The organism is Arthrobacter sp. GCM10027362, assembly GCF_042679445.1.
Taxonomy (GTDB): domain Bacteria; phylum Actinomycetota; class Actinomycetes; order Actinomycetales; family Micrococcaceae; genus Crystallibacter.
The window spans coordinates 1-12,242 of the sequence record NZ_JBHTML010000132.1 but is presented as its reverse complement, the minus strand read 5'-3'; the positions used below and the strand labels follow the sequence as shown (position 1 = coordinate 12,242).

The 12,242-nt window shown below is 68.4% G+C and carries 9 protein-coding genes; 2 read left to right on the top strand and 7 right to left on the bottom strand.

Going from position 1 to position 12,242, the window contains the following annotated elements:
- From secA to mtrA, 7 genes are all read right to left on the bottom strand, one after another.
- Nucleotides 1-2,719, bottom strand: a 2,719-nt coding sequence (gene secA / locus ACFQ36_RS16225; protein WP_377015381.1) for a preprotein translocase subunit SecA, incomplete at its 3' end; no start/stop codon positions are given.
- A gap of 44 nt (nucleotides 2,720-2,763) precedes the next feature.
- Nucleotides 2,764-4,029 carry a winged helix-turn-helix domain-containing protein gene (locus tag ACFQ36_RS16220; protein ID WP_377015379.1) on the bottom strand — a complete coding sequence of 422 codons (1,266 nt, stop codon included), beginning with the start codon at nucleotides 4,027-4,029 and terminating at the stop codon, nucleotides 2,764-2,766.
- Between the two features lie 27 nt (nucleotides 4,030-4,056).
- Nucleotides 4,057-4,764 (bottom strand): ribosome hibernation-promoting factor, HPF/YfiA family, encoded by a 708-nt coding sequence (hpf, locus tag ACFQ36_RS16215; RefSeq protein WP_377015377.1) that lies wholly within the window; start codon nucleotides 4,762-4,764, stop codon nucleotides 4,057-4,059.
- A gap of 199 nt (nucleotides 4,765-4,963) precedes the next feature.
- On the bottom strand, nucleotides 4,964-5,863 hold the full coding sequence (locus ACFQ36_RS16210) for a ComF family protein (protein WP_377015375.1): 900 nt from the start codon (nucleotides 5,861-5,863) through the stop codon (nucleotides 4,964-4,966).
- A gap of 98 nt (nucleotides 5,864-5,961) precedes the next feature.
- Nucleotides 5,962-7,629: an LpqB family beta-propeller domain-containing protein gene (locus ACFQ36_RS16205; protein WP_377015373.1), complete on the bottom strand. Its 1,668-nt coding sequence runs from the start codon at nucleotides 7,627-7,629 to the stop codon at nucleotides 5,962-5,964.
- A 160-nt stretch (nucleotides 7,630-7,789) separates the two neighbouring features.
- A complete protein-coding gene (gene mtrB, locus ACFQ36_RS16200) occupies nucleotides 7,790-9,484 on the bottom strand; it encodes an MtrAB system histidine kinase MtrB (protein ID WP_377015371.1) in 1,695 nt (564 codons plus the stop codon).
- A complete protein-coding gene (gene mtrA, locus ACFQ36_RS16195) occupies nucleotides 9,485-10,162 on the bottom strand; it encodes an MtrAB system response regulator MtrA (RefSeq protein ID WP_377015369.1) in 678 nt (225 codons plus the stop codon).
- A 149-nt stretch (nucleotides 10,163-10,311) separates the two neighbouring features.
- Between mtrA and ACFQ36_RS16190 the strand changes: the two genes are divergently transcribed.
- Nucleotides 10,312-11,550, top strand: coding sequence for a glycerophosphoryl diester phosphodiesterase membrane domain-containing protein (locus ACFQ36_RS16190; protein WP_377015367.1), 1,239 nt, complete (start codon nucleotides 10,312-10,314; stop codon nucleotides 11,548-11,550).
- Nucleotides 11,538-12,239 (top strand): DUF4129 domain-containing protein, encoded by a 702-nt coding sequence (locus tag ACFQ36_RS16185; protein ID WP_377015365.1) that lies wholly within the window; start codon nucleotides 11,538-11,540, stop codon nucleotides 12,237-12,239. The genes ACFQ36_RS16190 and ACFQ36_RS16185 overlap by 13 nt, the downstream gene beginning before the upstream one ends.
- Nucleotides 12,240-12,242 lie beyond the last annotated feature (3 nt).

The window sequence follows — 12,242 nt, the reverse complement described above, 5'->3', positions numbered from 1 at the left end:
GGTTCCCGCCGTCCTGGCCGACGGCCGTGTCCGGGCCGACGGAACGGGCCCCGGTGCTGCGCCGGCGTTCAATGTGCGTCTCGACCTCGCCACGCTCGGTTGGGGCCGTAAACTGCAGGGCCGCCGGCTGCTGCGGCGCTTCGAGGCCGGCCGCGGTGATCTGCGGATGCACCAGGCCCCGGGCATCGGCGACGCCCGGCCATTCGACCGGCGCCGGTTCCTGGACCTTGACTTCCAGGTTGAACAGGTAGCCGATGGACTCCTCGCGGATGGATTCCATCATGGTCTGGAACATCGCGTAGCCCTCGCGCTGGTATTCGACCAGCGGGTCGCGCTGGGCCATGGCCCGCAGCCCGATACCCTCCTTGAGGTAGTCCATCTCGTAGAGGTGCTCCTGCCACTTGCGCCCGATCACCGAAAGCACCACCCGGCGCTCCAGTTCGCGCATATTCTCGGAGCCGATGGCTGCCTCGCGCGCCGCGTAGGCCACCTTGGCATCGGAGATGATCTCCTCGCGCAGGAAGTCCGCGGTGAGGGCGGACTTGCCGCCGACCTCCTCCAGGACCTCGTCGATGGTCAGCTGGATCGGGTACAGCTGCTTGAGGTTGGTCCACAGCTGCCCGAGATCCCAGTCGTCCCCGTGGCCTTCCATCGTGGCCTCGTTGACCATGGCGGTAATGACGTCCTCGAGGAAGTGGCCGACCTTCTCGTGCAGGTCGTCGCCTTCCAGGATGCGGCGGCGGTCGGCGTAGATCGCCAAGCGCTGGCGGTTGAGCACGTCGTCGTACTTGAGCACGTTCTTGCGCTGCTCGGCATTGCGGCCCTCCACCTGGCCCTGGGCGTTCTCGATGGCCTTGGACACCATCTTGGACTCCAGTGCCACGTCGTCGGGCATGCGCGAAGAGTTCATGATCCGCTCGGCGGCGCCGGCGTTGAACAGCCGCATCAGGTCGTCCGTGAGGGAGAGGTAGAAACGGGATTCGCCCGGGTCGCCCTGGCGCCCGGACCGGCCGCGCAGCTGGTTGTCGATGCGCCGGGACTCGTGCCGCTCGGTGCCCAGCACGTACAGCCCGCCGAGGGACAGGACCTCCTCGTGCTCGGTCTTGACCGCGTCCTGTGCCGCGGCCAGCGCCGCCGGCCAGGCAGCCTCGTACTCCTCCGGGCTTTCGGCCGGATCCAGCCCGCGCTGCTGCAGCTCGGCCACCGCATTGAACTCGGCATTGCCGCCGAGCATGATGTCGGTGCCGCGGCCGGCCATGTTCGTGGCCACCGTGACGGCGCCCTTGCGCCCGGCCTGCGCGACGATCGCCGCTTCGCGGGCATGGTTCTTCGCGTTGAGCACCTCGTGCCGGACGCCCTGCTTGGCCAACTGCTTGGAGAGGTACTCGCTCTTTTCCACGCTCGTAGTGCCCACCAGCACGGGCTGGCCCTTCTCATGGCGCTCGGCGATGTCCTTGACCACCGCATCGAACTTGGCCAGTTCGTTCTTGTAGATCAGGTCCGGCCGGTCGAGGCGCTGCATCGGCTTGTTGGTGGGGATGGGCACCACGCCCAGCTTGTAGGTGCTCATGAACTCGGCGGCCTCGGTCACGGCGGTGCCGGTCATGCCGGAAAGCTTGTCGTAGAGGCGGAAGTAGTTCTGCAGGGTGACCGTGGCCAGCGTCTGGTTCTCGGCCTTGATCTCCACGCCTTCCTTGGCCTCGATCGCCTGGTGCATGCCCTCGTTGTAGCGGCGGCCGGCCAAGATGCGGCCGGTGTGCTCGTCGACGATGAGCACCTCGCCGTTGAGGACCACATAGTCCTTGTCCCGCTTGAACAGCTCCTTGGCCTTGATGGCGTTGTTCAGGAAACCGATCAGCGGGGTGTTGGCCGACTCGTACAGGTTGTCGATCCCCAGGTAGTCCTCGACCTTGTCGATCCCGGACTCCAGCACCCCGATGGTGCGCTTCTTCTCATCCACCTCGTAGTCTTCGCCCGCCGTCAGCCTCAGGACCACGCGGGCGAATTCGGTGTACCAGCGGTTCACGTCCCCGGAGGCCTGCCCGGAGATGATCAGCGGCGTGCGCGCCTCGTCGATCAGGATCGAGTCCACCTCGTCGACGATGGCGAAGTGGTGCCCGCGCTGGACCAGTTCGTCCCGGCTCCAAGCCATATTGTCACGCAGGTAGTCGAAGCCGAATTCATTGTTGGTACCGTAGGTGATGTCCGCGTTGTACTGCTCCCGGCGCACCGACGGGTCCTGGTTGGACAGGATGCAGCCGCTGGTCAGGCCGAGGAAGCGGTAGACACGGCCCATCAGGTCCGACTGGTATTCGGCCAGGTAGTCGTTCACGGTGACCACATGCACGCCCTTGCCGGTGAGCGCGTTCAGGTAGGCCGGGGCCGTGGCCACCAGCGTCTTGCCTTCGCCGGTCTTCATCTCGGCAATGTTGCCCAGATGCAGCGCCGCCCCGCCCATCAGCTGCACGTCGAAGTGGCGCAGGCCCAGCGTCCTGCCCGCGGCCTCGCGCACCGCGGCGAAGGCCTCGGGCAGCAGGTCGTCCAAGTGCTCGCCGTCCTGGTGGCGCTGCTTGAGCGTATCGGTTTCGGCGCGCAGCTCCGCATCGCTCAGGCTCCTGAAGTCCTCCTCGAGCACGTTGATCGCGTCGGCATAGGCCCTCAGTCGCTTCAGCGTTTTCTTATCGCCGGTTCTAAGGACTCGCTCGAGAATCGAAGGCACTACTCTGCTCCCAGTCGGTTGCGCACATTGCTGCCTTGTTCAGTCTACGTGAGAGATGCGGCCGGGAGCGCCAGTTCTTCCGGGGCAGCCGGCAGCCGCAGCCGCTCCCCCAGCGCCCCGGCCAGCGCCGGGGCCAGGGCGCCCCGGTCCTCGACCGCGACGCCGCCGAGGCCGAGCCATCCTGCCAGCAGCCCCAGCTCGTGAGCCAGTTCGACGGCGGTCTCCGCCGGTGCCTGCGGCTCGGCGTACGCGCCGCGCACCAGCAGCAGGCCCGCGGCACGGTCCGCCTTCAGGTCCACCCGAGCACAGATCCGCTCGCCCAGCAGGAACGGCAGCACGTAGTAGCCGAAGCGGCGCTTGTCGGCCGGGGTGTAGATTTCGATCCGGTAGTGGAAATCGAAGAGCTGCTGGAGCCGGCGGCGCTCGAAGACCAGCGAGTCGAAGGGGCTCAGCAGGGCCCGGCCCATGGCCCGGCGCAGCCTGGCGGCGGCCGGATGCAGGTACAGCGGCCCGGGCCAGCCCTGGACCTCCACCTCTTCCAGCACTCCCCGGCCGGCCAGCACGGCGGAGGCCTGCGCGGCGGCCTTGACCGGGACCCGGAAATAATCGGCCAGGCACCTGGCGCTGCCGATTCCGTGGGCTGAGGCGGCGGCCTCGACCAGGCGGAGCATCGCCTCGTCGCGGTCCGGCCGCCGCAGCGGGTCCAGGCCCGCGGGAAGGACCTTTGCCGTGGGCGCGTAGAGCCGCTCAAATTGGGCGGTGCGGCCGGCGGCACTGATAACGCCCTGCTCGAACAGGTCCTCCAGCACACGCTTGGCCGCGTTCCAGTTCCATCCCCAGTCCACCCTGGCGATCTCCTCCGCGTGTCCGATGCGTGCGGCCACTGCCCGCGCTGTCAGCGGACGCGAGGAGCCCAGGGTCTGCAGGATCCGCTCGGTCAGGTCCTGCCGCAACTGCGGGTCCAGGCCGGCGGCGCCGACCCACTTGCGCCGCTGCCACACCCGCAGGTCGGCAAAGTGCCCGGGCCGCACATAGCTGGCCTCATGCGCCCAGTACTCCACCATCCGGCGCGGCGCGCGGTGGGCCAAGCGGTCCACGATACCGATGTCGTACGGTCCGAGCCGGGAAAAGAAAGGCAGGTAGTGGGCCCGGACCAGCACGTTGACCGAGTCGATCTGCAGCAACTGGAGCCGGGCAAAGGTCCGGCCCACCTGCCGGGCGGTAGCCGGGCGGGCGGGCCGTTCCTTGGCCAGGCCCTGGGCCGCGAGCGCGATGCGCCGGGCCTGGGACAGGGTGAGTCTGGCGGTCATGCCCTCATACTAGGGGCGCGGCAGCTGCTAGGACCTGTAGGCCAGCACTTCGGACTGCGCCGCGGATGCCTTGCCTTCGCAGTGGGCGTCCAGGGAAATGACACCGTAGGTCCAGCCACGCCGGCGGTAGACGACGCTGGGGGCACCGGTAGCGGCGTCGATGAACAGGTAAAAATCGTGGCCGATGAGCTCCATGTTGTCGACGGCGTCGTCGAGCGTCATGGGCCGGCTCGGGAAGACCTTGCGGCGGATCAGCACCGGCGAGTCTCCGGCAGGAACGTCATTTTCGATCTCGTAGCCGGTGCGTTCCTCCACCGGTTCCGCCGCCTTGGCTGCGCGGACGGAAGTTTCTTCATGCAGCGGCATGGACGTGCTCGCCGGCTCCAGCGGAGCCGTTGCCTCGTGGACGGCCTTGGGAACATGGCGGCCATGGTGGACCTTGCGGCGGTCGCGGGCGCGCCGGAGCCGTTCCATCAGCCTGCCGTAGGCGAGATCGAAGGCGGCGAACTTGTCCGCCGCGGTAGCTTCGGCCCGGACCACCGGACCGCGTCCGAGGACCGTCAGCTCAACTGTCATGGAACTCTCAGCGTTGCGGGCGTTGGTCTCCTTGGTGACCTTGGCGTCCAGTCGCTGGACCTTGTCCCCCAACTGCTCGATCTTGGAGACTTTCTCTTCGGCGTATTCACGGAAACGATCGGACACGGACAGGTTCCTGCCGTTGATGTTGAATTCCATGGTGCCCTCCGTACTTGCATAGATGACACAACAGCGACTGTAGGAAAAAACTCCTCTCAGTCGCTGAAGATGGGTTCTCGTCCTTGTTCAGGAGCCCATACTTCACGTTAGAACACCCCCCCGGTTTATTCATCCTTTCGCCACGTTAAAATCGCCGGGTCCAGGGAAAACCGTGGTGAAACCGCATGTTTCCGCGGTGTCAAGCGGTGGAGTTCGCTGATGGCTGATGCGGTGCCGGCGGATTCCCCGCCGGTGCCGACGTCGCGGCCAGGACCGTGCCGCCGACCACCCGGCCCCCGGCCTGCCGGACCACACGGGCCAGTTCCGCGAGCGTGGCGCCGGTGGTCAGGACATCATCCACCAGCAGGCAGCTGCGCCCGGCCAACACCCGGCAGAAGCGTGGCCCTACCCGCATGGACCCGGAGACATTCCGCCGGCGTGCAGACCGGCCGAGTGCCTTCTGCGACGGACCGCCCAGCAGCCCGTGCAGCCGGGCCCGAGGTCGGACGGGGATGGTCACGGCCGGCAGCAGTACGGTATCCGGAGGCAACAGCGCGTGCCGTTCCAGCCGGTGCAGCAGCACGCCGAGGGGCTCGTAGCCGCGCCTGCGCCGCGTGCCGGGACGGGAGGGAACCGGCACCAGCAGCAGCGGACCGGCCCCTGCGCCACGCAGTTGCCCAGCGGCCTCATGCACGGCCCGGCCCAGGGCGGCCGCCAATACCGGCGCCAGGCCTGTCCGGCCGTGGTTCTTGAAGGCCAGGATGGCCAGCGCCAGCTCGTGCCGGTACCGCCCGGCCGCGACCACCGGCAGGATCTGCCGGTGGTGCAGCTCGAACCCGCCGGGAACGTCCTCGGGGCAGTCGTCCAGGAAAGGCAGCGACTCGGCGCCTGCTTCCGCCCGGTACGGCCGCGCCGTGGCCCGGCGCAGCCGCCTCCGGCAGTCCGGACACAGGCTTTCGTCCGGGGCCGAGCAGCCGGCGCAGTCCGTAGGCAGTATCAGCCGGCCAAAGTCGGACCACCATCGGCGCAGCACCCGCGCCGCGGGGCGATGGTAGAACTCATCCAGCGCGGATGCCAGCGCAATGCAGGGACGGACCATGCCGCCATCATGCCGGGCCACCGCCACCGGCGGCGGCCGGAAAAGCCGGTCCGGGGACAAGTTCCCGAGGCTGCGCACCTGTGCAGGAGCAGACCGTGCTAACCGGGAAACGCGCGGTCCTGGACCACCGGCGGAGCCTGCGGCGCCCAGCTGTTGCCGACTCTGACGTAGAGCATGTCCGGAGTCTGTGCATAGACGTCCTGCGGGCCGTTGCCGGCGCTGATCCCCACCATGCGGGCCAGCGGCGCCATCCGCATCGAGCCGGCGTCCAAGCCCAGGGCCTCGGCAGTAACTTCCTTGGTGGCGGAGGGCGCCATGACTACCACTGTCTCCTCGTCCGCCCAGACCCCCGCGTCCACCGGGACCGAGGGGTTCAGGACGATCGGCGTGTTGATTCCCTTTGGACGGCCGTCCCGGTCACGTACCACGCCGGCGACAAAGACCTTGGTGGCCCCGCCCTCGACGGCGACAATCAGCGCACGCGACCCTTCCCTCGAGATCTTCAGGGCCTTGATCGTGCGCTCGGTCAGCCATTGGGCGCCGACTTCGACAGGCGAATCCTGCTCCCGGACCGGATCCACCGCGTACACCTGGCCGCTGTCCCCGGCCGCGGTCCAGGCCCAGCCGAACGGATCCACGCTCGGTGCCGTCAGGGCCGTACCGGATACCGCCTCCTGCAGGGTCCGGTCCGGGCCGATGACGAACATCCGGGTTCGCTGCGCATTCAGGAAGGCAAAGTGCTGCCGGTCCAGGGACATTGCCGGATTCCGCGGCTCGTACCGGGCCACCGAGGGCAGGTCCTGCGGGCGCAACGGCCGCGATCCCTCGTAGTAAACCAGTTCGCCGTCCAGGATGGCGATCTGGGTGTCACCCACGGCCGGGTTGCGCAGCGCGGCCCGGAAGGCGGGGTCGGGCCCCCCGCCCAGGTCAACATCGCGCTGGTCCACCGTCAGCTTGACGGTGCTGACGGTATTTAATCCGGCCAGGGTCAGTTCCAGCTGCTGCTGCATTTGCTGGCGCCTCAGGAACGTGGTGCCGGTGAGCACCTCGCCGGACAAATCCACGGTTGCAGCCCCGGACTCCACGGGCACCGAGCGCCGCACCAGCGTGGTGCCCTCCGGGAACGCACTGATCACGGCCCCGGCCAGGTACGGTGCCGGTCCCTCCAGCAGTGCCGACACGATGGCGGCGGAAACGCCCTGCCGACTGGCGAACCAGCGCACGTCGGGGACGGCATAGGTGTAGGTGGCGTCGTAGAAGTACAGGTTGTAGGGGGAAAAGAGGGTGCGGAAATCCGTGGCGGAAAGCATGGTGCCGTCCGGGACCTGAGAGATGCGCCACTGTCCGTCCACCTGGACCAGGTTGACCGGCACGGATTCGGTGGTGCCTTCCTCGGCCGCCTGAAGGATGCCGCGTTCGTCCACCACCGACTCCACCTCCAGCTGCAGGACGAATTCGGATTCCGATGGCGATCCAACAACCTTGACCGTGTTCCGGAAGACGACGGTGCGTTCGACCGGCTGCCATTCTCCCGCCAGCGACGGTGCCAGGAACTCGCGGGCGATCTTGTAGTCGTCCTGGGTGGCCGTTCCGGCCAGGATGAAGCCCTGCACGATTTCCTCCGGCGTGGCCCCTTCCTCCGGTCCGGGCGGATTGAAGGTGTATTCCGGCCCTTGGTTCCGCCCGTTTTCCTCCGCCAGGTAGGTGATCACCGGCCCGGACGTGGGGATGGACGAGCAGGCGGTGAGCAGGAGCGCCAGCAGCACGACGACGGCGTGCAGCAGCCCGCGGCTGCCGGTGCGGCGGGGCCCTCGGCTGCCAGCGCGTCGCCGCCTCCCACCGCTCGCAAGCGCGTCGTACCTTCCCGCCGCTCGCAAGCTCGCGGCGGGACCCTCGGCGCTAGCTGCGCGGCGGGACCCTCGGCTGCTAGCTGGACGCACGTTCGTCCTCCCGTCCTTGGCCGGCGGCAGGAGCCCCGGACGCCGGAACTGCCTGGTCCTGCACCCCGGCGTCGAACGGCTGCAGCGGCAGCGGGGACTGCTGCAGCACGGTGTTCCGGTGGCGCGGCAACGTCAGCCGGAACACCGAACCTTCCCCCGGCTTGCCCCAGGCCTGCAGCCAGCCCCCGTGCAGCCGCGCGTCCTCGGCCGCAATGGACAACCCCAGCCCGCTGCCACCGGTGGTCCGGGCACGCGCCGGATCAGCACGCCAGAACCGGTCGAAGACCTTCGATGCTTCTTCCGCCGTCATACCGATGCCACGGTCCCGTACGGCCACCGCCACGGCCTCGTCGGAGGCGGCCACGGTGACCTGCACCGGCCTTCCCTCGCCGTGTTCGAGCGCATTGACAATCAGATTCCGCAGGATCCTGTCGATCCTGCGCGGGTCCATATCGACGATGCAGCGTTCCTGGTCGGTGACCAGGTCCAAGGCCGAACCCGAATTCTCCGCCAGCGGACGGGCGTCATCGATCGCCCGGCGGACCACATCCAGCATGTCGGTCGGCTCGGCATCCAGGACGGCCGCACCGGCGTCAAAGCGCGAAATTTCCAGCAGGTCCGCCAACAGGGCCTGGAAGCGCTCCACCTGGTTGTAGAGCAGCTCCGCGGACCGCGCGCTGACGGGGTCGAAATCCTCGCGGGCGTCGTAAAGCACCTCGGCCGCCATCCGGACCGTGGTCAGCGGCGTGCGCAGCTCATGGGAGACGTCCGAGACGAAGCGCTGCTGCATCTCCGACATGGCAGCCAGCTGGGTGATCTGCTCCTGGAGCGTCTCGGCCATGTGGTTGAAGGAGGCCCCGAGCCGTGCCAGCTCGTCCTCACCCCTGACCACGAGACGCTCCTGCAGCTGGCCGGCGGCGATCTTTTCCGAGGCCGCGGCCGCCAGGCTTACCGGATGCACGACGGCGCGGGTCACCAACCAGGCCACGCCGCCGATGAGCACCAGCAGCAAGGCGCCGCCGGCCCACAGCACCCGGTGGATGAAGTCCAGGGTCTGCTGGACCGAGGACAGGTCATAGACCAGGTAGAGCGCATACGCATTACCCGGGGGCAGGACGACCTGGGTGCCAAACGCCACCCCGGGCACGTCCTTGTCCCCTACCGGCAGCTTCAGGGCCTGGCGGTACTGGCCCTTCCCGTTGGCGACGGCCTGACTGAGCCCCTCGGGAATGGTGGCAGCGGTGATCGAGGAATTCGTCAGGCTGGCCACGTAGAGGTTCTGCGCGTTCTTCAGCGGGGTCAGCAGGAAATGCCGGGGGGCCTCGGCTCCGGTACCCTCAAGCAATTTCAGCGTATCCGTGACCATGCTCGCGACCGTCGCCCGGTCGCTGGCCGAGGAATTCTCGAAGATGCTCTTGACCCCGGACAGCCCGCGCCGGGCCTCGGCTTCGGCCTGGCTCACCCGGTCCTCGTAGAGGCCCGTGGCGATCTGGCTGGAGAGGAAGGCGCCGACTCCGGTGAAGGCCAGGGCCGTCAGCAGGACCGTGGCTGCCACCGTGCGGAACTGCAGGGAGCGGCGCCACTTGCCGGCAACCGTTCCGGCGGAATCCAGGATGGCATGGCGCAGCCGGGCGGCGGATGCCGCCAGCCTCGTGGGCCATCGTTCAAGCGCAAGCTCCAACTAACCTTGGCCAGCCTTATAACCGACGCCGCGGACGGTAAGCACTACCTCGGGCGCCTCCGGATCACGTTCGATCTTGGAGCGCAGGCGCTGGACATGCACATTGACCAGCCGGGTGTCGGCGGCATGGCGGTAGCCCCACACCTGCTCCAGCAGTAGTTCGCGGGAGAACACCTGCCAGGGCTTGCGGGCCAGCGCCACCAGCAGGTCGAACTCCAGCGGTGTCAATGAAATCTTCTGTCCGCCGCGGTGGACCGCATGGCCGGCAACGTCGATGACTACGTCGGCAATCCGCAGCGTTTCGGGGGCACGCTGGTCCCCCGGCCGCAGCCGGGCCCGCACCCGGGCCACAAGTTCGGCGGGCTTGAAGGGCTTGGGCACGTAGTCGTCCGCACCCGATTCCAGGCCGCGCACCACGTCAGAGGTGTCCGACTTGGCCGTCAGCATCACGATCGGCACATCCGACTCGGCGCGGATCTGGCGGCAGACTTCGATGCCGTCCATGCCGGGAAGCATCAGGTCAAGAAGGACGAGGTCCGGCTTCGAACTGCGGAACACCTCGACCGCCTTGGCGCCGTCCGCGCAAAAGACCGGTTCGAACCCGTCATTGCGCAGGACGATGCCGATCATCTCGGCCAGCGCCTCATCATCATCTACGACCAGAATGCGTGCCTTCATATCTCCATATTCTCCCGCATACCCCGGCGTCCTCCGGTATCCCTCATCCTCCGCCGTATGGGCCCCGCCGGCACGTGTTCTATGAACTGTCAGGCAGAAACTATAGGCTGTTGGAAGGCTAACACTTTGACCACCACAGGGGGATTTTCTTGAGCCAGGGTCCAGCCGGCAGCCCGCAGCCGCAGTGGGGCCAGCAGCCGCAGTGGGGCCAGGTCCCACAACCCGGCCAGCAGCCCCAGTGGGGCCAGCAATCGCAGTGGGGCCAGCAACCGCAGTGGGGCCAGGCCCCCGGCTGGCAGCAGCCCTCCGGCCAGGTTCCCGGCGGCCACCAGGGCTATCCGGGCTATGTCGCCCCGCCCAAGCCGGGGGTCATCCCGCTGCGTCCCCTCGGCGTCGGGGAGATCCTGGACGGAGCCTTCCAAGCCGCACGCAAAAATGCGGCTGCCGTCTTCGGCACGGCGGTGCTGTTCCAGGTTGCCGTCACCCTCCTGTCGTGGCTCGCCGGCGGCCTGCTGCTCTCCGGGTTCGGCGGCGTCCAGGTGCTCGCCGACAGCGAACTCCCGGACGAGTCGGCGCTGTCCCTGGGCGCGTCCCTGCTGGTCTCTTCGGCCGTCCTGGGTCTGCTCTCCAGCGTCGGCGTGCTGCTGCTTCAAGGCCTTCTGGCCGTTCCCACCGCCCGGGCCACGGTGAACCAAAAAACGGGATTCGCCCTCATGTGGTCGCTGGCCCGCGGCCGGATCGGGGCGTTGATCGGGCTGGGCCTGCTCTACCTGCTGCTGACGGTCCTGGCCCTGGCCGTCCTCGTGGGCGGCGCGGTCTTCCTCGCCAGCCAACTGGGGGCCGGCTCGGCCTTGATCATCGTGCTGGCGGCCTTCGCGCTGGTGCTGGTGGCGGTATGGATCGGCATCAAGCTGATGCTGGCACCGGCCGTGATGGTGCTGGAACGGGCTTCCCTGCTCCGCTCCCTGCGCCGTTCCTGGCAGCTCACCAACGGCAGCTGGTGGCGCACCTTCGGCATCGTGCTGCTGTGCACCATCATCGTCTCGGTCATCACCTCGGTGATCAGCATGCCGATCTCCTTCGCGATGGGCCTGGTGGCCCCGCTCGCCGGGGACCCCGGATCGACCGGGGAGCTGCTCGCCGTGATGGGCCCGCTCACGCTGGCCTCGATGCTGGTCTCGTCCATCTTCTCCGCGATCGGCTACGCCTTCCAGGCCGCCGTCATCAGCCTGGTCTACATCGACCTGCGGATCCGCCGCGAAGGGTTCGACGTTGTGCTGGCGCGCGAGCACGAGCAGGCGGCAGGACTCGAAACCCGCACCATCCCGGGCCTTGCTGCGGGGGCAGCCGGACCGCCGGATGCCCCGGGCAGCCCGTGGGCGCGCTGACATCCGGGCTGGCAGCGGGAGGACTTGCCGGGACCGCCTTCTTCGATGCACCGGTATCCACGGGCCCGGACGAAGCCCGCGAACTGCTGATCCGGGAACTGGCCAAACAGCCATACCAGGACGCCAAACCCGGACTGTTGCAGGAGCTGCTGGCAGGATTCCTGCAGTGGCTGCAGGACCTGGTCAACTCGCTGGCGGGCCTGGACCCGAATGCCGGCACACTGATGATCGGGCTAGCCGTTCTGGCACTCATCGCGTGCACGATCTGGATCGTCAAGCCGCGGCTGGACCGCCGGCGGCGGCGCGAAGCCGAGGTGTTCGACACCGGGGCCGTCCGGACCGCCGCGGAGCACCGCAGCCTGGCGGCCGCAGCCGCCGCCCGCGCCGACTGGAACGAGGCCGTCACCGAACAGTTCCGCGCACTCGTGCGCGCCATGGAGGAGCGGGCCGTGCTCGAGGAACAGCCCGGCCGGACCGCCGACGAAGTTGCAACCCGGCTCGGCCCGGTCTTTCCCGCCCACACCGGCGCCCTCCGCGGGGCCGCCGCACTCTTCGACGCCGTACGGTACGGAAATATTCCGGCGGACCAGGACGGCTACCAGAGCGTGCGCGGGCCGGAGGCGGCGCTGGCGGCGGCCTCGCCCGACCTGTCACCGCAGCCCGTGCCGCAACCGGCGGCGCCGCGATGACGG

What these genes read in the sequence shown, in the direction of transcription:
- ACFQ36_RS16220 (WP_377015379.1), bottom strand. Translation starts at nt 4,029, where the DNA reads ATGACCGCCAGACTCACCCTGTCCCAGGCCCGGCGCATCGCGCTCGCG.
- hpf (WP_377015377.1), bottom strand. Translation starts at nt 4,764, where the DNA reads ATGGAATTCAACATCAACGGCAGGAACCTGTCCGTGTCCGATCGTTTC.
- ACFQ36_RS16210 (WP_377015375.1), bottom strand. Translation starts at nt 5,863, where the DNA reads ATGGTCCGTCCCTGCATTGCGCTGGCATCCGCGCTGGATGAGTTCTAC.
- mtrA (WP_377015369.1), bottom strand. Translation starts at nt 10,162, where the DNA reads ATGAAGGCACGCATTCTGGTCGTAGATGATGATGAGGCGCTGGCCGAG.